Source organism: Massilia eburnea (assembly GCF_050709955.1).
Classification (GTDB): Bacteria; Pseudomonadota; Gammaproteobacteria; order Burkholderiales; family Burkholderiaceae_D; genus Rugamonas; species Rugamonas eburnea_A.
In genome coordinates this window covers 14,244-33,748 of the sequence record NZ_JBNZFX010000009.1, presented here as the reverse complement: position 1 = coordinate 33,748, position 19,505 = coordinate 14,244, and the positions used below count along the sequence as shown (strand labels likewise).

At 61.2% G+C, this 19,505-nt stretch carries 20 protein-coding genes; 14 read left to right on the top strand and 6 right to left on the bottom strand.

Translation table 11 applies throughout. The features are described 5' to 3' along the window. Positions 1-2 precede the first annotated feature (2 nt). From ACQ4MM_RS07180 to ACQ4MM_RS07160, 5 genes are read left to right on the top strand one after another with little or no spacing between them, the layout of a single operon-like run. Entirely contained in the window at positions 3-716 is a 714-nt protein-coding gene (locus ACQ4MM_RS07180) for a phosphoadenylyl-sulfate reductase (RefSeq protein WP_431476748.1), read from the top strand. Continuing rightward, positions 717-1,640, top strand: a complete 924-nt coding sequence (cysD, locus tag ACQ4MM_RS07175) for a sulfate adenylyltransferase subunit CysD (protein WP_431476747.1) — start codon at positions 717-719, stop codon at positions 1,638-1,640. It begins immediately after the preceding gene. After that, entirely contained in the window at positions 1,640-2,947 is a 1,308-nt protein-coding gene (locus tag ACQ4MM_RS07170) for a sulfate adenylyltransferase subunit 1 (RefSeq protein WP_431476746.1), read from the top strand. The genes cysD and ACQ4MM_RS07170 overlap by 1 nt, the downstream gene beginning before the upstream one ends. A 23-nt stretch (positions 2,948-2,970) precedes the next feature. Next, complete coding sequence (gene cobA / locus ACQ4MM_RS07165) at positions 2,971-3,687, top strand: uroporphyrinogen-III C-methyltransferase (RefSeq protein WP_431476745.1); 717 nt, start codon at positions 2,971-2,973, stop codon at positions 3,685-3,687. 31 nt (positions 3,688-3,718) lie between these two features. Then, a complete protein-coding gene (locus ACQ4MM_RS07160) occupies positions 3,719-4,465 on the top strand; it encodes a hypothetical protein (RefSeq protein ID WP_431476744.1) in 747 nt (248 codons plus the stop codon). Here ACQ4MM_RS07160 and ACQ4MM_RS07155 read toward each other — a convergent pair. From ACQ4MM_RS07155 to lptF, 3 genes are read right to left on the bottom strand one after another with little or no spacing between them, the layout of a single operon-like run. Further along, a complete protein-coding gene (locus tag ACQ4MM_RS07155) occupies positions 4,435-4,824 on the bottom strand; it encodes a sirohydrochlorin chelatase (protein WP_431476743.1) in 390 nt (129 codons plus the stop codon). The two genes, ACQ4MM_RS07160 and ACQ4MM_RS07155, sit on opposite strands and share 31 nt — an antisense overlap. A gap of 1 nt (position 4,825) precedes the next feature. Continuing rightward, positions 4,826-5,995 carry an LPS export ABC transporter permease LptG gene (gene lptG, locus ACQ4MM_RS07150; protein WP_431476742.1) on the bottom strand — a complete coding sequence of 390 codons (1,170 nt, stop codon included), beginning with the start codon at positions 5,993-5,995 and terminating at the stop codon, positions 4,826-4,828. Continuing rightward, positions 5,992-7,107 carry an LPS export ABC transporter permease LptF gene (lptF, locus tag ACQ4MM_RS07145; protein WP_431476741.1) on the bottom strand — a complete coding sequence of 372 codons (1,116 nt, stop codon included), beginning with the start codon at positions 7,105-7,107 and terminating at the stop codon, positions 5,992-5,994. The genes lptG and lptF overlap by 4 nt, the downstream gene beginning before the upstream one ends. Before the next feature lie 42 nt (positions 7,108-7,149). Between lptF and ACQ4MM_RS07140 the strand changes: the two genes are divergently transcribed. Next, entirely contained in the window at positions 7,150-8,646 is a 1,497-nt protein-coding gene (locus ACQ4MM_RS07140) for a leucyl aminopeptidase (RefSeq protein WP_431476740.1), read from the top strand. 46 nt (positions 8,647-8,692) lie between these two features. On the opposite strand, the gene ACQ4MM_RS07135 is transcribed toward ACQ4MM_RS07140, so the two are convergent. Both ACQ4MM_RS07135 and ACQ4MM_RS07130 read right to left on the bottom strand, forming a co-directional pair. Then, entirely contained in the window at positions 8,693-9,151 is a 459-nt protein-coding gene (locus ACQ4MM_RS07135) for a hypothetical protein (protein ID WP_431476739.1), read from the bottom strand. Positions 9,152-9,161: 10 nt separating this feature from the next. Then, a complete protein-coding gene (locus tag ACQ4MM_RS07130; RefSeq protein ID WP_431476738.1) occupies positions 9,162-9,509 on the bottom strand; it encodes a hypothetical protein in 348 nt (115 codons plus the stop codon). Between the two features lie 364 nt (positions 9,510-9,873). Between ACQ4MM_RS07130 and xth the strand changes: the two genes are divergently transcribed. Then, the gene (gene xth, locus ACQ4MM_RS07125) at positions 9,874-10,638 is read left to right on the top strand and encodes an exodeoxyribonuclease III (protein WP_431476737.1); all 765 of its coding nucleotides are present in this window, start codon (positions 9,874-9,876) and stop codon (positions 10,636-10,638) included. Here the strand turns inward: xth and ACQ4MM_RS07120 are convergent. After that, positions 10,635-13,931, bottom strand: a complete 3,297-nt coding sequence (locus ACQ4MM_RS07120) for a sensor domain-containing protein (protein ID WP_431476736.1) — start codon at positions 13,929-13,931, stop codon at positions 10,635-10,637. The genes xth and ACQ4MM_RS07120 overlap by 4 nt on opposite strands. Before the next feature lie 247 nt (positions 13,932-14,178). Here ACQ4MM_RS07120 and tssI (ACQ4MM_RS07115) point away from each other — a divergent pair, with 247 nt between their 5' ends. Genes tssI (ACQ4MM_RS07115) through ACQ4MM_RS07085 form a run of 7 tightly spaced genes read left to right on the top strand, consistent with a single transcriptional unit; the run spans position 14,179 to position 19,366 of the window. Next, positions 14,179-15,579, top strand: a complete 1,401-nt coding sequence (gene tssI / locus ACQ4MM_RS07115; protein ID WP_431476735.1) for a type VI secretion system tip protein TssI/VgrG — start codon at positions 14,179-14,181, stop codon at positions 15,577-15,579. Further along, positions 15,548-16,543, top strand: coding sequence for a type VI secretion system tip protein TssI/VgrG (gene tssI, locus ACQ4MM_RS07110; RefSeq protein WP_431476734.1), 996 nt, complete (start codon positions 15,548-15,550; stop codon positions 16,541-16,543). Before tssI (ACQ4MM_RS07115) ends, tssI (ACQ4MM_RS07110) begins: the two co-directional genes overlap by 32 nt. Then, the gene (locus tag ACQ4MM_RS07105; RefSeq protein WP_431476779.1) at positions 16,446-16,838 is read left to right on the top strand and encodes a DUF2345 domain-containing protein; all 393 of its coding nucleotides are present in this window, start codon (positions 16,446-16,448) and stop codon (positions 16,836-16,838) included. Before tssI (ACQ4MM_RS07110) ends, ACQ4MM_RS07105 begins: the two co-directional genes overlap by 98 nt. Positions 16,839-16,850: 12 nt before the next feature. Next, the gene (locus tag ACQ4MM_RS07100) at positions 16,851-17,114 is read left to right on the top strand and encodes a DcrB-related protein (RefSeq protein ID WP_431476733.1); all 264 of its coding nucleotides are present in this window, start codon (positions 16,851-16,853) and stop codon (positions 17,112-17,114) included. Positions 17,115-17,136: 22 nt separating this feature from the next. Further along, complete coding sequence (locus ACQ4MM_RS07095) at positions 17,137-17,682, top strand: hypothetical protein (protein ID WP_431476732.1); 546 nt, start codon at positions 17,137-17,139, stop codon at positions 17,680-17,682. 2 nt (positions 17,683-17,684) lie between these two features. Further along, positions 17,685-18,935, top strand: a complete 1,251-nt coding sequence (locus ACQ4MM_RS07090; RefSeq protein ID WP_431476731.1) for a PAAR domain-containing protein — start codon at positions 17,685-17,687, stop codon at positions 18,933-18,935. Next, a complete protein-coding gene (locus ACQ4MM_RS07085) occupies positions 18,932-19,366 on the top strand; it encodes a hypothetical protein (RefSeq protein WP_431476730.1) in 435 nt (144 codons plus the stop codon). The genes ACQ4MM_RS07090 and ACQ4MM_RS07085 overlap by 4 nt, the downstream gene beginning before the upstream one ends. The last annotated feature ends 139 nt before the right edge of the window (positions 19,367-19,505 follow it).

Sequence of the window (19,505 nt, the reverse complement as noted above, 5' to 3'; positions counted from 1 at the left end):
CCATGAGCGAGCTCGCCACCCGCGTGCGGGATACGCTAGCCACGCTCGAACGCGTTGCGGAAGAGTTTTCACCTGCCGTTTTCGCCTCCAGCCTGGCCGCCGAGGACATGGTCCTGACGGACCTGATCCTGAAAGCCGGCCTGCCGATCGGTATCTTCTCGCTCGAGACCGGCCGCCTGCACAAGGAAACCACCAACATGGTGGAGCGTGTGCAGGAGCGTTACGGCTACGAGATCGCGCTGTATCGCCCGTTGCCGGCCGCCATCGACGCCTACGTGGAAAAGAAGGGCCTGAACGCCTTTTACGACAGCGTTGAGTTGCGCAAGGAATGCTGCAACATCCGCAAGGTGGAGCCGCTGGGGCGCGCCCTGAACGGCAAAAAATCGTGGATTACCGGCCAGCGCCGCGCCCAATCAGCCACCCGCTCCGACCTGCCGGTGCAGGAGTATGATGGCTCGCACAGCATGGAAAAGTTCAACCCCCTGGCCGACTGGTCGGAACAGGAAGTGTGGGATTACCTGCGCGCCAACGACGTGCCCTATAACCCGCTGCACGACCAGGGCTATCCGTCGATTGGCTGCGAACCCTGCACCCGCGCCATCCAGCCTGGCGAAGATGTTCGCGCCGGCCGCTGGTGGTGGGAAAACCCGGACTCGAAGGAATGCGGCTTGCACCTGGTAGACGGCAAACTGATTCGAATTAAGAAAGTAGGCTAAATGAACGCACTGGTAGAACAACACGTCAATTCGCGCCACCTCGACGCGCTGGAGTCGGAAGCCATCCACATCCTGCGCGAGGTTGCCGCCGAATGCTCGAACCCTGCCCTGCTGTTCAGCGGCGGCAAGGACTCCGTGGTGCTGCTGCGCCTTGCAGAGAAGGCGTTCCGTCCAGGGAAGTTCCCGTTCCCGCTGGTGCACATCGACACCGGCCATAATTTCGCCGAAGTGATCGAATTCCGCGACCGCCGCGTGGCCGAACTGGGCGAACGCCTGATCGTCGGCTCGGTGGAAGACTCGATCAAGAAGGGCACCGTGCGCCTGCGTAACCCTGCCACCGATTCGCGCAACGCCGCGCAGGCTGTGACGCTGCTCGAAACCATCGCCGAGCACAACTTCGACGCCTGCATCGGCGGCGCCCGCCGCGACGAAGAGAAGGCCCGCGCCAAGGAGCGCATCTTCTCCTTCCGCGACGAATTCGGCCAATGGGACCCGAAGGCCCAGCGCCCGGAGCTGTGGGACCTGTATAACACCCGCGTCCACCCCGGCGAAAACATGCGCGTGTTCCCGATCTCGAACTGGACCGAGCTGGATGTGTGGCAGTACATCGCCCGCGAAAAACTGGCGCTGCCATCGATCTATTTCGCGCACCAGCGCCAGGTGATTCCGCGCAACGGCCTGCTGGTGCCGCTGACCGACCTGACCCCGGCCCGTGAAGGCGAAAGCGTCGAGACGCAGGTAGTGCGCTTCCGCACCGTGGGCGACATCTCCTGCACCTGCCCGGTATCTTCCGACGCTGCCGACGTGGACGCGATCATCGCCGAAACGGCAGTGACCCAGATCACCGAGCGCGGCGCCACCCGGATGGACGACCAGACCTCCGAAGCCTCCATGGAAAAACGCAAGAAGCAAGGATACTTCTGATGAACGCACTGAACGACAACCTGAACCAACGCAATCTGCTGCGCTTCATCACCGCCGGCTCCGTCGACGACGGCAAGAGCACCCTGATCGGCCGCCTGCTGTTCGACAGCAAAGGCATCTTCGCCGACCAGCTGGCAGCCGTCTCGCGCGCCAAGCATAAGCGCACCGTGGGCGACACCATCGACCTGTCGCTGCTGACCGACGGCCTGGAAGCCGAGCGCGAGCAAGGCATCACCATCGACGTGGCTTACCGCTACTTCGCCACGCCCAAGCGCAAGTTCATCATCGCCGACACCCCGGGCCACGAGCAGTACACCCGCAATATGGTGACCGGCGCCTCCACCGCCGACGCCGTGATCATCCTGGTCGACGTGTCGAAAGTGAAGCTGCGCGAAGACGGCGGCGTGGACCTGCTGATCCAGACCAAGCGCCACTCCACCATCGCCCACCTGCTGCAGATCGAGCACGTGGTGGTGGCCGTGAACAAGATGGACCTGGTGAACTACGACCAGCAAGTGTACGAGCGTATCGTCAAGGCTTACCGCGAATTCGCGGAAACGCTGGGCGTCAAGCACGTCAAGACCATCCCGCTGTCCGCACTGGCCGGCGACAACGTGGTCGACGCCAGCGAGCGCATGCCTTGGTACCAGGGCCCTACCCTGATCGAACTGCTGGAAGACCTGTCGGTGTACGACGAATCGCACGGCGCGGCATTCCGCTTCCCGGTGCAGCTGGTAGCGCGCCACAACGGCCACGAAGCCAATGACTTCCGCGGCTACATGGGCCGTATCGAGGCCGGTAACGTCTCGGTGGGCGACAAGCTGGTGGTGCAGCCTTCGGGCCAGAGCGCCACGGTCAAGGAAATCGTCACTTTCGACGGTTCCCTGCAAACCGCCAGCGCCGGCCAGTCGGTCACCATCGTGCTGGAAGAATATGTGGACGTGTCGCGCGGCGACCTGCTGGCCTCCAGCACGCAGCCCGCTTCCCTGCTCAAGCAAGTGAGCGCCGACGTATGCTGGCTGTCCGAGGAGCCGCTGGACCTGCGCCGCAAGTACTGGCTCAAGCACGGCACCAGGCAGACCGCCGCCAAAGTGACCAAAATCGACTCCATCCTTGACATCAACACCCAGCAGCGGCACGATGCGGATGCTTTGAAGCTGAACGACGTGGCGCGCATTGCGCTGAACGTGCAGCAAGCGCTGGCGGCCGATGCCTATTCGGATATCCGCGCCACCGGCGCCTTCATCCTGATCGATGAAGTCACGCACCAGACAGTAGCCGCCGGCATGATCCGCCTCGGCGAATAACAACGCCAGACAGGAGCCTGCGCATGCCATACGGGAAAGTGTATTTGATTGGAGCTGGACCGGGGGCGCAGGACCTGATCACCATGCGCGGCGCACGCCTGCTGGCGCAAGCCGAAGTAGTGCTGTACGACGCGCTGGTGACCGAAGATATGCTGGAACTTTGCCCGCAGGCTGAGAAAATCTCGGTCGGCAAGCGCGCCGGCCAGCGCTCCACCGCGCAAGGCCTGATCAACCAGCAGCTGGTCGACTGCGCCGCGCGCTACGGCATGGTGGTGCGTCTCAAAGGCGGCGACCCGATGCTGTTCGGCCGCGCCGATGAGGAATTGACGGCGCTCGAACAGCACGGCATCGAAGTCGAAGTGGTTCCCGGCATCACCACCGCAGTGGCCGCCGCCGCGGCGACCCAGCAGCCGCTGACCAAACGCGGCGTGGCGCGCAGCGTGGCCTTCTTTACCTCCTCCACCGCGCCGGGCCATCCGGATCAGCTCACCATTCCGTCTACCGACACGCTGGTGCAGTACATGGGCGGTCGTGAAGCGATCGCCACCGCCAGCAACCTGCTGTCGCAGGGCCGCTCACCGGACACTCCTGTGGTCGTGGTCGAGAATGTCAGCCGTGCTGATCAGCGCGTGGAACGCATCACCCTGGCTGAGCTGGCGCATGGCCTGCCGGCGGCGCACGGCCCGGTACTGGTCATGCTGGGCAAGGCAATGGCGCCGCGGCCGCAGCAAAAACGGTAAAATAGCGTCCTCTTGCAATGAGAGGAACAAGATGAGCCAAGCCCATGAAGTCCTGGAGCGCGCCCGCAATGCGCGCCTGGCAGGCAAGTACGAAGACGCCCTGCGCGACCACCTGTGGTTCCACGAGCATGCGCTCGAAGACGACCCAACCCTGGCTGGGGTTCGCCTGTCCTTCGCCCTGCGCGACTGGATCTACCTCGCCGAACAATTCCCGCTGGCGCGCCGCGCGCTGCAGGCGATCCGCGACCGCGACACCCAGCGCATCCTGAGCGGCAGCGCCACGCTGGGCCGCTTCCATGACATCAGTGCCATCAACAGCGCGCTGGGCGAGGAGCGCGCCACCCACGACCTGTTCACCCAGATCGATGCCCAGCTGCCGGAACTGGCCAAGGACTGCGCCGAACTGGCCCTGCCGGCCCTGGTGGCGGTCGAAGATTTCCAGTTGGCGCGGCGCTACCTGCCCGATCCGGTGGCCCGCATCACCGCCCAGGCCAAGCGCGTCAACGACTTCGCCGAAGACCTGGCCAAGCGCGGCAACACTTCGTCCGCCCCGCAGTTGCTGGCGTTCGTGCTGAACTACACCAAGGAAGTACGCCTGGTGGTGGAAGTATTCCGCCGCCTGGGCGAAGATGAGGAGGTGGCCAATGCCAGCGCAGCCGCGCTCGACTCCCTGAAGTCGGAAGCCCTGCGCGATGCCGTGCAGCGCGAATTCGACAACCCTGGCAGCACCATTGCCGCCATGGTGGCTCACGCCAAAGGCAGCGACGACAAGCAATAATCCGTCATCGCCCGCAGCACGGTGGGGTCTTCCCCTACCGCGCCAACGGTGCGGATGGTCACGCCTGGATGCGCCAGGCGCATTTCATCGAGGATCAGCGGCAGGTCGCGCAGCACATGACCCCCCTGCCCCAGGAACACCGGCACCACCGTCACATCGTCAACGCCCTGCGCGGCAAGCGCTGCCACCTGCTCCGGCAGGCGGGGCGACATCAATTCCAGGAAGGCCAGCGAGACATCGAGATCGGGCTCGCTCGCCGCAACCCGCAGTTTGATCATCTCGCGCAATTGTTCGAATGGCGCCGCCCAGCTGGCGGAACGGGCGCCATGCGCGAACAGGACCAGGGCACGGCCGCCCATGCTAGTGCCGCTCCACCCAGTACAGGGCTCCCAGCGCCAGCAGCAGGTACAGCAGGCTTGGCATCAGCGCCGTCAGGAATGCCGGCAGCGCCGACAACAGGCCGATATGCGAGAACAGCGTATTCACCAGCAGGAAGCTGACGCCGATCATGATGCCGATGAAGATTTTCAGGCTCACGCCGCCGGCACGGGTGTGCAGGTAGGCGAAAGGCAGCGCCAGCGCCATCAGCACAAAGATTGCCAGCGGGTCGAACAGTTTTTTCCAGAAGGCGATCTTGAAACGTTCCGTGCCCTGCCTGTTTTCCTGCAGGTGGCGGGTATACACGGCCAGCTCATTGACCGACATGTGCTCCGGATCCGAGGCCGATACCGACAGGATTTTCGGCGTAATCTCGGAAATCAGTTCTTTGCTGGCATGCCGCTTGATCTCCACCGCACTGGTCGCCTGCGCGTAATTGTTGGCCAGGTTCGCTTGCGCGCCATCCACTGCCAACGCCGGGTTGCTGAAGATATTCTCCGTCACTTCATTCAGGAGCCAGGTATTGTTGCCCTTGAAAGAAGCCGTCTTGGCATAGGTCAGCGTACGCACGCGGAAACGGTTATCAAAGTCGTACAGCTTGACGTCCACCAGCTGGCCATCAGAGCGCACTTCGCGCACGTTGAAGAAGCGGGTACCCTGCACCTCGCCGGTCATGCCTTCGCTCTTGATAATGTCCTTGGTCCACATGCCGGAGCGGAACTCCGACGACACCGTGGCGCCGCGGCCCATCAGGCGAACCTTTTCCGCCACTGGCGCCAGGCGCGGTGTAATCAGTTCGCCAAAGATGAAGGCAATGAGCACCAGGACCAGTCCAACCTTGCCGACCATGACCGCGGCCATGCGCGTAGACATCGACGAGGCGCGCATGATCGTGAATTCGGAGGTCGAGGCGAATTGCGCCATAGTGTAGATGGTGCCGATCAGGGCCGCCACCGGCAGCACCTCGTTCACGTGCTGGGGCAGCATCGTCAACGTGAACAGAACGGCATGCTGCATGCCATAACCGTTCTTGCCCACGACAGGCAGCTCGCCGGTCAAGTCAAAGAATGCCTGCAATCCAAGCAAGGCCGCCAGTGCAAAAGCCACCGCCTGCAGGATCGAAACGAAGAAGTAGCGTTGCAGGGTGCTCATTTGCGTACCCCCCGCTTGAATGCCGCCCACATCGCGCGCGGATGATAGCGGTGATTCACGTTCAGGCGCCAGGCAAAAAATGCCAGCACTGCCAGCGCCATCGCCAGGTGCAGCGGCCACCAGCTCATGCCAAACGTGAAGTTGCCGCGACGGATGCCCGACTCGAACACGTTGATCAGGTTGTTATATGTGAAGAAAATCAGCACAGCGAGAATCAGGTTGACCGAGCTGCCCGCGCGCGGGTTGACAAAGCCCAGCGGGATCGCCAGCATCGACAGCGCCAGGCAGGCCAGCGGCAGCGACATGCGCCACATCAGCTCCCCCTTGGCCGGATTGGTGCCGGCGGCGATCAATTCCGACGTCGGCAAGGTTTTGGTTTCCTTCTGGCCGTCGGACTCGGACGACTGCTGCGAAACGCGCATGCTGTAGCGCTCGAACTCCATGCTCTGGAAATCGGCGTCGCCCGGCTTACCCTGGTAGCGGCGGCCGTTTTTCAGAACCAGGTGGCGGTCGCCGGAAGGCAGCGTCTCGATCACGCCCTCGCTCGCCACCACCACGGAAGTGCCCTTGGCATCAACCTGGTTGACGAACACATTGCGCACCACCGCGCTGCTTCCGGAGACGCCTTCCACGAAGAAGATTCGGTTGGCCGATGAGGATTCCTTGAACTGGCCGGGAGAAACCTTCTGCAGGTCTTCGCGCTTGGTGAAACGCTCAATGTACTCGGCGCTCTTCGAGCGCGCCCATGGCGTCGCATAAAAACTGAGCGCGCCGGTCAGCAGGACCAGCGGCAAGACAAACAGGAAGACCGGCTTGATGAAACGCGTCAGGCTGACGCCCGCGGCAAACCAGACCACCATCTCCGAATCCTTGTAGATGCGGGTCACCACCATTAGCACCGAAATAAAACTGGTGAAAATCAGGACAATTGGCAGATAATTCAGGGCTGCGAACGCGATAAGCGCGATGACATCGCTGGATGCGACCTTGCCGCCTGCGGCTTTGCCGAGGATCGAAATCAGGGTCCACGTCAGGAGGATCGAGAACAGTACCGTAAAGGAAGCCCCGGCAGAGCTGACCAGCTCACGGCGGAGGGCGCGATGGAAAATCATTCGACGTTTATAATTCGTTCTACAAAATTTAGGAGAAACCAAATGGACTTTAGCATAAAAGCACTCGACGCCAAGAACACCATCGCCAGCGCCAAAAGCGGCTGCATCGTGGTCGGCGTCTTCGAAAACAAGAAGCTCTCCAAAGCGGCTAAAGCCCTCGACGGCGCAGGCGAGATCACCGCAGCATTGAAATCCGGCGACATTACCGGCAAAGCCGGCACCACCCTGCTGCTGCGCGGCCTGAAAGGCGCTGCCGCCGACCGCGTGCTGCTGGTGGGCCTGGGTGCCGACGAAGCAGTCGCCGAAAAAGCCATCGGATCCGCCATCAACGCCGCCATCAAGGCGCTGGGCACCGTCGCTTCGACCGACGCTATTATCGCACTGCCTCTGGAAGAAGTGAAAGGCCGCGACGCCAACTGGGCGATCCGCTGCGTGGTGCTGGCAGGCCGCGACGCCGTGTACCGCACCGACGCGCAGAAGTCCAAGAAAGACCCGGCATGGGCCGGCCCTAAAAAGCTGGCACTGGCCGTTGCAAACAATGCCGGCAACAAGCTGGCGCTGTCGCAGGCAGTGGCCATCGCCAACGGCATGGAACTGACCAAGGACCTGGGCAACTTGTCCGCCAACGTCTGCACCCCGACCTACCTGGCCAACGTCGCCAAGAAACTGGGCAAGGACTTCGGTTTCGAAGTCGAGATCCTGGACCGCAAGCAGATGGAAGCCCTGAAGATGGGTTCCTTCCTGTCCGTGACCAACGGTTCCGAGCAGGCGCCCAAATTCATCGTCCTGAAACACAAAGGCGGCAAGGCCAAGGATGCGCCGACCGTCCTGGTGGGCAAAGGCATCACCTTCGACACCGGCGGCATTTCGATCAAGGCCGGCCCAGGCATGGACGAAATGAAATACGATATGTGCGGCGCCGGCTCCGTGCTGGGCACCTTCCGCGCAATCGGCGAAATGGGCCTGAAGTCCAACGTGGTCGGCATCGTGGCTGCATGCGAGAACATGCCATCCGGCCGCGCCACCAAACCGGGCGACATCGTTACCTCGATGAACGGCCTGACCATCGAAATCCTGAACACCGACGCCGAAGGCCGCCTGATCCTGTGCGATGCCCTGACCTACGCCGAGCGCTTCAACCCGGCTGCCGTGATCGACGTGGCGACCCTGACCGGCGCCTGCATCGTCGCCCTGGGCCACCATAACAGCGGCGTGTTCGCACGTGACGACGACGCCGGCAATGCATTGGTCGACGCCCTGATGGCATCGGGCAAAGCCACCGGCGACACCGCATGGCGCCTGCCGATCGGCGAGCAGTACAACGAGCAGCTGAAGTCCAACTTCGCGGACCTGGCCAATATCGGCTCGCCAGGCGGCGCATCCTGCACCGCTGCGGCCTTCCTGGAAAACTTCACCCGCAAGTACCCATGGGCCCACGTCGATATCGCCGGTACCGCCTGGAAGTCGAGCGCCGCCAAAGGCGCCACCGGCCGCCCAGTGCCGATGCTGGCCAACTTCCTGATTGGCCGCGCCGGCTGATCGATGGGTTGAGCAACAAAAAAGCCGGGGCAACCCGGCTTTTTCTTTAGTAGATCGACGATGCCGGAATCGGCTGCTGCGGCGGCGCGCCGCGCGCAGCGGCACCCTCCCCGCGCTGCAGGACTACCGTCAGTGTGGAGGGCAAGTCAAAGCCGGCGCCAGTCTGTTTGTCGACAATCTGGCCGGCCCCGAGGGTAAAGATGATGTTGCCCCACTTGGAGGCATTCTGGCGCGCCTCGATCTGGTCATAAGCCCAGACATCTTCGCGGCGGCAATCCACCACCAGCGGCTGGGTGCTCTTGTGCACCGTCACGCGCCCGGGGGATGTAACGAACCAGCGCCCCCTGTCATTGGAGAGCACACAGCCGATGGCAGACACTTGCTGGTGATCCAGCACGGTCTGCACCAACACCGACTGCTCGGTCGAATCGAACAAAGTGGCGCAGCCGACCAACGCCGCTGCGCACAGCGCAGCGATCGCAAGTCGGCTTAGCCTGGATGGCATGCAGTCGGGCTCAGTCGGCCGACTGGCCTCGTTTCTGGCGCAGCCCCTGGATGACGTGCATGATGTCGTCCATGCTGTTCGCGCCGATACCCTGGAACGCGTCGAGGACTTCGTTCAGGACTTCGTTACGCACTTCGGCGTCAGCTACGCCAATGGCTTGTGGACGCTGGGACGCTGCGCGTGCAGTTGCCTCGCGGGCAGACTTGCGGCCGCTAGGCGATTTGCCGTGTTCCAGTGCCGCTTGCCAGATCAGCCAACGACGTTGTGTCTCATAAACCAGATACTCTTCTGGCTTATCTTCGCGCCGACGGACGATTTGACCGTCCTTCTGCGCCCATGCTTCGAATGCAGATCGCATGTGTATTCCTTTAGTTTGCAGTGCCCGTTAAATCGGAATTAGTTTCCCTATATTACCACTTATTAACGTAGGACAACATTAAAATCCGTTGTGAATAAGCAAAATCACCCAGCTTCGTGGAAACAACTTCGATACCAACCTTGTAAGTATATTGACATTTACGGTTGTTGATAGCGTAATTTTAGTACCAATCTGATAACTTTGAAGCACTATTGGAAATTATTTTTACGCGGACACCTTTTTTGCGACAGGAAAGCACAATTTTGATGTCACCGTAGAATCATTGTTTGGCTCAAATACGACAGCTTCCCATAGCATAGTGAGTATTGATAAGATCTGCCCCCACGCATCTTGAAAGCCCGACATGAAATTAGCCACTTGGAATGTTAACTCATTGAACGTTCGCTTGCCGCACGTTACGAAATGGCTGGGTGAAAACCCGGTCGATGTGCTCTGCATCCAGGAAACCAAGCTCACGGACGACAAGTTCCCGGTCAAGGAAATCGAGGAGATGGGTTACCAGGTTGTGTTCAACGGCCAGAAGACCTACAACGGCGTTGCCATCCTGTCGCGCCATCCGATGCAGGACGTGGTCAAGAACAATCCGAAATACCCCGACGAGCAGCAGCGCATCCTGGCCGCCACCATCAACGGCATCCGCGTGGTGAATGCCTACGTGCCGAACGGCCAGGCGCTCGATTCGGACAAATACACCTATAAGCTGGGATGGATGGCCAGCTTCCGCGACTGGCTGGGCGAAGAACTGGCAGGCAATCCGCACCTGGCCGTGCTGGGCGACTACAACATCGTGCCGGATGTACGCGACACCCACGATCCGGCGATGGAAGGCGACATCTTCTGCTCGGACAAGGAGCGCGCCGCCCTGCAAGCCCTATACGACCTCGGCCTGCACGACTCGTTCCGCCTGTTCGAACAGGCGGAGAAGGCTTTCTCGTGGTGGGACTACCGCATGCTGGGCTTCCAGAAGAACAAGGGCCTGCGCATCGACCACGTGCTGCTGTCCGCACCATTGAAAGAGCGCTGCCTTTCCTGCGTCATCGACCGCGCGCCGCGCAAATGGCAGCAGCCTTCCGATCACGCGCCGGTCATTGCGACCCTGGGCGCTTAAGCCGCCTGTCGTTCCATCATGAGCTGGGCGCGCACCCCCAGCACGGGTTTCGAGAACAGGTAGCCCTGCGCGAACGTACATCCCTGTTCGCGCAGCAGCTGGAACTGCGCTTCCGTCTCCACGCCTTCCGCCACCACCGATAGCTGAAGGCTGTCAGAAAGCGCGATGATCGCCGCCACAATGGCGCGGTCTTCCGCGCTTTCCTCCAGGTCCTTGATGAAGGCCCGATCGATCTTGATCTTGCGAACCGGGAAGCGTTTCAGATAAGCCAGCGAGGAATATCCGGTACCGAAGTCGTCGATCGACAGGCGGATGCCCATCGCATTGATCTGCCCAAGGATCTCAAGCGTCTGTTCGCCATGCTGCATCAGCGCCGTTTCCGTGATCTCGAATTCAATCAGCGCCGGATCAACGCCCGTCTCGTCCAGCGTGCGGCGGATCGAATCGACCAGGCCGCGATGCATGAACTGGCGCGCCGACAGGTTGATCGCCATCGGCACCGGAGCCATGCCCTGGCGCTGCCACTCCATGCTTTGTTCGCAGGCGCGGCGCAGCACCCATTCGCCGATCGGCACGATCAGGCCATTCTCTTCAACCAGCGGAATGAACTGGTCCGGCATCACCAGGCCGGTAGCCGGGCGGCGCCAGCGCAGCAGAACTTCCAGCGTGGCCAGGCGGCGCGTGGCGATATCCATGATCGGCTGATAGTGCAATTCGAACTGGCCAAGCTGCAGTGCCGAACGCAGGGCGCTCTCCATCTCGAAATGCATGGCAGCCGCCATGTTCATCTCTTCGTTGAAGTACTGGTAGTTGTTTCGGCCGGAAGCTTTGGCGTGGTACATGGCCGCATCGGCATTGCGCATCAATGTGGCGACGTCGCTGCCGTCGTCGGGATAAGTGCAAATGCCAATCGATGGCGTGATATGCAGCAGGCGGCCTTCCAACGGAATCGGCTCGGACAGCAAGTCGATGATCTTTTGCGCGACGTGGCTCGATTCGTCCGTGGAGTGGATGCCGGGCAGCAGCACCACGAATTCGTCGCCGCCCAGGCGCGCCACGGTATCGCTGGCGCGCACCGCGCCCACCAGGCGCTCCGCCACTTCCTTCAATAAAGCGTCGCCGGTCATGTGGCCCAGCGAATCGTTGATGGTCTTGAAGCGGTCAAGGTCGATGAACATCACGGCCAGCCGGCGCTCCGACCGCTGGGCCGCCAGCATGGCGCGATCCAGGCGATCGGCCAACAGTGCGCGGTTGGGCAGGCCGGTCAGGCTGTCGTGGTAGGCCATGTGGTGTACGCGCGCTTCGGCCTGGCGGCGCTCGACGATTTCAGCCTGCAGCTGCGCATTGGCGCCGGCCAGTTCCGCCGTGCGTTCCAGCACCCGTACTTCCAGCTCGTCGCGCGCGCGGCGCACCGCTTCAGTGGCTTCGCGGCGCGAGGTAACGTCGTCGATCAGCCAGACCGAGCGGCCTTTCGGATCGGCCATGTCGAATGGACGTCCCGACAGGCGGGCCCAGAAGCTGCTGCCGTCCTTGCGCACAAGTTGGTACTCGTAAGAGCTGGCGTGACCGGCCAGGAAGTCCTTTTCGGTCGCCTTGCGCGCCAAGTCCCATCCCGCTAGGTCTGGGTAGAAGGTTTGCACGCTGACGCCGGCCATCTCGCCCGGACCGTAGCCGAACAGCTCTTCCATCTTGGCGTTGCAGCGCAGGTTGCGGCCTTTCTCGCAAACCGAAATGCCCATCACGGCGCTGTCCAGGATCGCCTGGTTTTCCAGTAGCGCGTTGCGCAGCGATTCTTCATCATGCTTTTGCGCCGTGCGGTCTTCGATGATCCAGATCGTGCCCTGGGTCGGGTCTTCTGGGTTGACCACATAACCGATCAACTGGGCCCAGAAGTCGCTGCCGTCCTTGCGGCGCATCGGCGTTTCAGAGTGAAAGTGCTTGCCCTGGCCAAGCAGCGGACCGGCAATCGAGCCGACACGGTGATAAGTTTCATCGTCCGGATAGATGGCGCGGCCCGGCATGCCGAGCGCCTCGTCGCCCTGGTAGCCGAACATGTCGGCAAAGCCGCGGTTATAGCGCGTGATCAGGCGATTCTTGGTGAACAGGATACTGATCGAGGCATTGGTCATGATGGCCTCGACTTCCATCTGGGTCTGGCGCGACAAGGTCACGTCTTCCAGGATCCAGATGGTGCCGCCCGCGTTATGCTCCTGGTCCACCGCCTGCGCGCGCACGCGGCACCAGATGATCGTGCCGTCCTTGCGCACCAGCTCGCACTCACGCAATTCGAATAACTGGCCGGCGGCCAGCAGGGGCGCCGCCTGCAAGCCGAAAGCCGAATGCTGGTCCACGTTTTCAAACAGCTGCGACGCGTGACGGCCACGCAGCTCTTCCAGCGTATAGCCGAACATTTCAGCCATGCGCGGATTGACCGTCAAAATTTCCTGGTTCTTGGTAAACAGGATGCCGACCGACGCGTTATCCAGGATCGCCTTCTGCTCCAGCAGCAGGCGCCCCATCGCCTCGTTCGCCATGCGCTGTTCGTTGATGTCTTCCAGGATGAAGACGGTGCCTTCCCGCGCGTCGCCCGGGTCAAGCGCGCGGCCATTGGAGCGGCACCAGAACAGGCTCCCGTCGCGGCGGCGCAATTGCAGTTCCAGCGTCAGCGGCGTGCCTTTCGCCAGCATCGGGAAGTATTCGGCACGGATGCGCAGCGCCTCCTCCGGCGTCGGGTACAGGATGTCGCTCGGCGCGCCTTCCAGCTCCTGGCGTGAATAGCCGAACATTTCAGCCGCGCGCATATTGCATTCGACGACGTAGCCGTTCTTGGCGAGGATGATGCCGACGGCCGCATTTTCAAGAATGGCCTGTTGTTCCAGCATGGCCTTGCGCAGGGCACGCTGGTCGCGCTGAGCGCTGCTGATGTCATTGAAGATGATAGTGGCGCCGCCATCGAGCCCCCCCGGCAGCGCCTTGACGGTCAGTTGCACAGCGATGTAATGGCCGCTGGCGTTGACCAGCACACTATCCCATCTGGGCGCGGTGCGCGGCGCCATATTCGGCAAGGCTGCCGAGACCACCAGCGCGGCATTCAACTGCGCATTCGCCTCGGCGCGAACATGGCGGGCACACATTTCCACCACGTTGCGCCCGCGCGGGTCGGACTGCAGCAAGGCGTCGAATTCAGAGTTGGAAGCGAACACCAAGCCGTCGGCATCGCATGCGCAGGCTGGCATTCCGACCAACTGCAAGGCATTGGCCACAACTTCAACATTGCTCGAAACAGAATTCATGTACGCCTGGACTCCGGGGGTATCCAGCCGATCATAGCGTACAAAACTGGCGAGTCAAAGGAATGGCCGGGTTTGCTGACATTGTTACAACAAGAACATGTGATTTTGCCGCCACGCAGCATCAATCTCCCATTTCAACCGTGCGTTTGTACTCGGCGTAATTTGATACTCTTTGCAACTTTGTAAATTTGACAAGTGCATGCATCGCACTTTTTCACAACCGGAAAATTGATAGGAGTTGCCCCGCATGTCGTTTGGTCCATTGGATGGCAAGACCGCGCTCTCGTCGCCGCCGTTAAGCGAGACCCCTGGCAGGTCCGCGCTGGTCGGCAAACTAGCCGAAACCGCAGTACCTGCCGCAGTTGAACTGGCAGCCCAGGACAAGCTGCCGCCGGTAGCGGCGCAACTGGCACACACTACGTTCAGCACCGGACTTGGCGCGTTATCGGAGGGCGAAGCACCTGCCGCAGCGCTTACCCGGAGTGCGTCCTCGCTGGCAGTGGAAAGCATGGGCCAGGAAATGCCGGCCGCGCTTACGCAACTGGCACAAACCGCGATCGGCGCCGCCGGCGTTGGCGCAGCGGTGGGCAGCGAAGCACCGTCCGCCGCGCTTGCACAAAACACCACCACGCTGGCGTCAGCTGGCCTGGCCGGCGAGACCATGGCTGTCCAGGAGGTTCCGCCCGCCGCCGTGCAAACCGCCGCCAAGGCGTTGCAGATCGAAGAACACCCGCTGGCTGGCCTGGCTATCACGGACTTCATGTCGCCCGCATCGGAATACGCGCCGGCCGTCATGAAACCGCACTTGGCGGCGCTGCAGCAATCCGTCGGCAGCGGCCCGTTTGCAGCCTTCCACGAGGGTAGCCGCCTGTTGCGCTTCTATTCGCCGCTGGAAGGCAGCAATGCACTTTTGGTCGAGACGATCAAGGGCGAGGCCCGGTTGTCGTCGCCTTACCGCTTCACACTGAGTTTGCTCTCCAAGAGCTCCAGCATCGACCTGCAAGACCTGCTGGGCAAGAACGTCAGCGTAGGCGTGCGCCTGGCCGATGGCAGCGAACATTTCATCAACGGCTACGTCAATGTGTTCGGCTTCGCCCGCTCGGACGGAGGGTTCGCGTTCTACCACGCCGAAATCGTTCCATGGCTGGCCTTCCTGCAACGCCGCACCAACTCCAGGATCTTCCAGGACTTGAGCGTGGTCGATGTGCTGACGCAGATCTTTACTTCCGATTACGGCAGTCTCGCGGCGTACGAATTCAGGACCTCCAGGACCTACCTGCCTGAAAACTACATCGTTCAGTACGACGAGACTGACGAACACTTCGTCAGCCGCCTGATGGAGAAGTACGGCCTGTTTTACTACTTCGAGCACAGCGAAGAAGGCCACGTCATGGTGATCAGCGACGACTCGCGCGACAGCACATTCTGCCCGCCGCAGTCGGCACACGCCGAGATCGAATTCAATGGCGGCAACCGCTGGCACGACCGCGATGCAGTTTCCGCCTTCACCGCGCGGCGCGTGCTGCAGCCGACCAAGGTCGCCCTCAACACCTTCGACTTCAAATCGCCAAACACGGTGCAATACGTGGAGCTGCCGACCGCATCGCGCCAGGGCGATGTGCCGACCGCTCGAAGTCTACGACGGTAATCCTGCGTTTTCCTACAAAGACCGCGACGGCGGCGAGCGCGAGGCCCAGTTGCGCATGGAGGCAATGGAATGGCAAGCGAAACTATTTTCAGGCGAATCCGACTGCCGCGGCATGGCTCCGGGCCACAGCTTCAAGCTGAACGGCCATCACTGGTTCGACGTGACCGATGAAAAGGACAACGACTTCCTGGTCATTGGTGTGCAGCTCGATTGCCGCAACAACTTTTTCGCCAGCGACCAGGACGACGTCTATCGCAACAGCTTCACGGCGATCCGCCGCAAGATCCCCTATCGCCCCGTGCGAGAACACCGTTCACCGCGCATGCCCGGCCCGCAGACTGCCACCGTGGTCGGACCAAAGGGTCAGGAAATCCACACCGACCAATATGGCCGTATCAAGGTGCAATTCCACTGGGACCGCTATGGCCGCCGCGACGCAGCCAGCTCCTGCTGGATCCGCGTCTCGCAACCGTGGGCCGGCAAGGGCTGGGGCACGGTGTCCATCCCCCGCATCGGGCAGGAAGTTCTGATCGACTACCTGGAAGGCGATCCTGATCGTCCGGTGTGTACCGGCCGCCTGTTCAACGCCGACCAGCCGGCGCCTTACGCTCTGCCCGCTGGCGCCCACATGATGGGCTTCAAGAGCCGTTCCACGCCAGGCGGCGGTGGCTTCAGCGAGATGGTGATCCACGACTCCAAGGGCTCGGAGCTGATCAACATCCATGCGCAAAAGGACATGGTTACCACCGTGCAGAACGCGCACGCAACAACGGTGAATGGCCCGCACCAGACCAATACGGTGAGCCAGGGGTACCAGCGCAACACGGTCAAACAGCAGATCGAAATAGTGTCGGAGACCGTCCTATATCGACCTGCTGGCCAAGCAGCATATCGCGCTGACAGCGGAAACCGAACATGTCGCGCTGACCGCGAAAAAACACGTCGAGGTGTTGGCGGAGACTGAGCACATCTCCGCTACCGCAAAAAAGCACATTGATCTGAAGGCCGAAACCGAGCATCTCGCCGCGACGGCGAAAAAGCACATTCAGCTCAAAGCCGAAACCGAGCACGTTGAAATCGGCGCCAGCAAGTTCGTCGACATCAAATCCGACACGCAGCACATCCACCTGACTGCCACTACAGACATCACGCTGCAGGTAGGCGCCAGCAAGATCGAACTGCGTGCTGACGGCACCATCACCATCTCGGGCAAACACATCGACATAATCGGCAGCGACCGGATCGACCTGAATAAGTAGGAGCATACAACGATGCAATACCACACCAACAGCGCCACCTTCGAGCTGCCGGCCCAACTCAAAGACAAAAGCATGCACATGTTCGTGATGCGGGACGATGGTCCCAGCGAATTCAGCGTGGTCATCACCCATGCCGATGTACCGGCGGAGGAAAGCCTGGCCGACTTCGGCGACCGCTTGCACAAGGAACTGGGGCGCGCCTTGCCTCGGCTTCCAACTGCGTGGCCTGAAAGACTGCCTGGTCGGCGGCTCGCCAGCGATCGAACTGGCCTATAGCTGGCGCAAGGAAGGCAACTTCATGCACCAGCGCCAGGCCATTGTTTTTATCGAGGGGCCAGTACCCGGCACCCGCCAGGCCATGTTGATTGCAGCCACCTGCCTGGACGCCTTCAGCGAGGAATGGAATGCCGCATTTGACGGCCTTCTCTCCAGCATGACGCTGCGCAAGCCACTGAGCGTCGCTGCGGCCGCACCAAAACGCAAGGTGGTGGCCGCTACGCAGCCGTACACCTTCGCACTTTCCGCACGCCGGCGCAGCCTGCACGTCTATGCAAACCAGGACGAAGCCTGCCGCAAGACCGACCCACGCGAAGTGGAGCTGGAAACCTGGGCCTTCTTCGACGCCGCGGGGAACCGCCTGCAACCTCACTTCACGGTGCCCAATTCCTATGATCCTGGCCTGCGCAACACCGGCATGTACCAGCTCGCAGCCCATTCCGACCCCGAGGCCACAAACCTGCTCGACAACCTGCACCTGGCGGCCATCTACGATCCGCCGATGGATATTCCTGCCCTGCCCCACCTGGATGCCGTGCGCAGTTTCCTCGAACAGCAGGCAGGCTAGTCATGGCGCAAGCGGCAGCAAGGCTGAACGACCCTATCGGTCATAGCCCGACCATGAGCTGGCTGCTGGCCGGCGTCATCGCAGCCGCGGCCATTGCCGTGACGGCGGTCGCTGTCGTCGGCACCGGCGGCCTGGCCGCAGCCGCTATCATTGGCGGTGCAGCAGCAGCGGGCGGCGGCATCGGTGAAGTACTGAGCACCATGAGCTGGGCCCCCAAGGAGGAAGTGGGCAATATCACCGCCACCGGCTCGCCGAATGTCTTCACCAACAGCCTGCGTGCCATCCGCGCCCACCTCGACATGGCCAAATGCGACAAGCATACGGATACTGAAAAGGTGGCGACCGGCAGCGGGAAGGTGTTCATCAACAGCATGCCGGCTGCAAGGGTTGACGACAAGACTACTTGCAGCGCCACCATCACCAAAGGTTCCCCCAACGTAAACATCGGCGGCGAGACCGTGCAGACCGACGAAATCCATGCGGAAGACCTGGTGCCGACCTGGGTGCACGTGGCCTTGTTTGTAGTTGGCGCGGGTGCGGCGGTGGTGCTTGCCGGCCCGGTCATTGCTGCAGCCGGCCTGGCTGGCGGTCTCGTCGGCGGCTTTGGCGGAAGTATGCTCGGCGGGACGCTATTCGGCGAAGGCTCAGATGGTCAGAAATGGTCAATGCTTGCAGGTAGCTTCTTGGGGGGAATTCTCGGCGGCAAATATGCCGCCAATTGGAAAGCGGCTGGCAATCAACCGACGAGCGTCATGGCGGCAGAAGGGGTTGAAGCACCGAAACCGCCGCCAGTGCCTGGCGATCCAGACTTCATCGGGCCGCTGTCAAAAATCGACTCGAAGATTCTGTTTGGGGCGTCGAAGCCCGGAACCAACAATATTATCGGAGGCCATTCCCCGGATGTCCTGAATTCGCCGAACCACACATTGAGTCATGACCAAACCGTCGTCAACGCGGACGGTACCATTTCGGTCAAAGACTTTAAAATGATGATCGTGCGAAAAGACGGATCATGGGGATGGTCCAAAGGTAAATCTCCGAACACCCACACCATTGCGCCGAAAAACTGGAGTAACGCGGACATTTTGCGGGCAGGTCAGATCACTGCCAAGGCGCCTGGCAGGGTGCTCGGCGAGTCCAACGGTGTGACCAGGGTATTACATACCGACATGATCAATGGCGTTGAATGGCAGGTAATCACTGAAAACGGTGTCATCACATCCTCGTTCCCTACCGGCGGCAATGGACTATGACTCAAAACGACGAAAGATTGAATATGAGTGCGAGCGCCCTGTGCGAATTCGAAAGACTGCTTGGAAATGAGACCTCTCCATGGTTTGAATACAATCTGGAGATGGCGAGCGAATCCTTGAATGCATTTTCCTCCAAGAATTGGCACGACCTGCAGTCCAAGGCCTTATCATTTTCCGCATGCGTCCAAGAGCGCTGTGCCGAAGCAGTTGGCGACTCAGGAAGTAACGACGCTATCGGCGTTTTGACGACGCTTCTCGCATCCTCGCCCTACCTCGATGTCGCGGCAATCGCTGCCAGCCAGCTTGACGACATGGAGATTAAGCTGCCAGTTGCCCTGCTGGGAAGACTGCAGCAATTGCTGGATCAGTTGAAGGATCGCCACAGCACGCGTGCGGAAGATGTCCAGAGGTTAATCTTGCACTTATGCTGAGTAGATGTGATGCCCTGCAAAGCGGTGGAAGGGCTGGCAGGTTGCGTGCGCGGAAACGCTGAGCGAAGTCACGGATACGAAGCGACGTTTGACTTACTGCTGCAGCTTATGCAAGTGGGAGACGATGAGGTGACGATCG

Coding starts and splice junctions, on each gene's coding strand:
- ACQ4MM_RS07180 (WP_431476748.1), top strand. CDS start 3: ATGAGCGAGCTCGCCACCCGCGTGCGGGATACGCTAGCCACGCTCGAA.
- cysD (WP_431476747.1), top strand. CDS start 717: ATGAACGCACTGGTAGAACAACACGTCAATTCGCGCCACCTCGACGCG.
- ACQ4MM_RS07170 (WP_431476746.1), top strand. CDS start 1,640: ATGAACGCACTGAACGACAACCTGAACCAACGCAATCTGCTGCGCTTC.
- cobA (WP_431476745.1), top strand. CDS start 2,971: ATGCCATACGGGAAAGTGTATTTGATTGGAGCTGGACCGGGGGCGCAG.
- ACQ4MM_RS07160 (WP_431476744.1), top strand. CDS start 3,719: ATGAGCCAAGCCCATGAAGTCCTGGAGCGCGCCCGCAATGCGCGCCTG.
- ACQ4MM_RS07155 (WP_431476743.1), bottom strand. CDS start 4,824: ATGGGCGGCCGTGCCCTGGTCCTGTTCGCGCATGGCGCCCGTTCCGCC.
- lptG (WP_431476742.1), bottom strand. CDS start 5,995: ATGAGCACCCTGCAACGCTACTTCTTCGTTTCGATCCTGCAGGCGGTG.
- lptF (WP_431476741.1), bottom strand. CDS start 7,107: ATGATTTTCCATCGCGCCCTCCGCCGTGAGCTGGTCAGCTCTGCCGGG.
- ACQ4MM_RS07140 (WP_431476740.1), top strand. CDS start 7,150: ATGGACTTTAGCATAAAAGCACTCGACGCCAAGAACACCATCGCCAGC.
- ACQ4MM_RS07135 (WP_431476739.1), bottom strand. CDS start 9,151: ATGCCATCCAGGCTAAGCCGACTTGCGATCGCTGCGCTGTGCGCAGCG.
- ACQ4MM_RS07130 (WP_431476738.1), bottom strand. CDS start 9,509: ATGCGATCTGCATTCGAAGCATGGGCGCAGAAGGACGGTCAAATCGTC.
- xth (WP_431476737.1), top strand. CDS start 9,874: ATGAAATTAGCCACTTGGAATGTTAACTCATTGAACGTTCGCTTGCCG.
- ACQ4MM_RS07120 (WP_431476736.1), bottom strand. CDS start 13,931: ATGAATTCTGTTTCGAGCAATGTTGAAGTTGTGGCCAATGCCTTGCAG.
- tssI (WP_431476735.1), top strand. CDS start 14,179: ATGTCGTTTGGTCCATTGGATGGCAAGACCGCGCTCTCGTCGCCGCCG.
- tssI (WP_431476734.1), top strand. CDS start 15,548: ATGTGCCGACCGCTCGAAGTCTACGACGGTAATCCTGCGTTTTCCTAC.
- ACQ4MM_RS07100 (WP_431476733.1), top strand. CDS start 16,851: ATGCAATACCACACCAACAGCGCCACCTTCGAGCTGCCGGCCCAACTC.
- ACQ4MM_RS07095 (WP_431476732.1), top strand. CDS start 17,137: ATGCACCAGCGCCAGGCCATTGTTTTTATCGAGGGGCCAGTACCCGGC.
- ACQ4MM_RS07090 (WP_431476731.1), top strand. CDS start 17,685: ATGGCGCAAGCGGCAGCAAGGCTGAACGACCCTATCGGTCATAGCCCG.
- ACQ4MM_RS07085 (WP_431476730.1), top strand. CDS start 18,932: ATGACTCAAAACGACGAAAGATTGAATATGAGTGCGAGCGCCCTGTGC.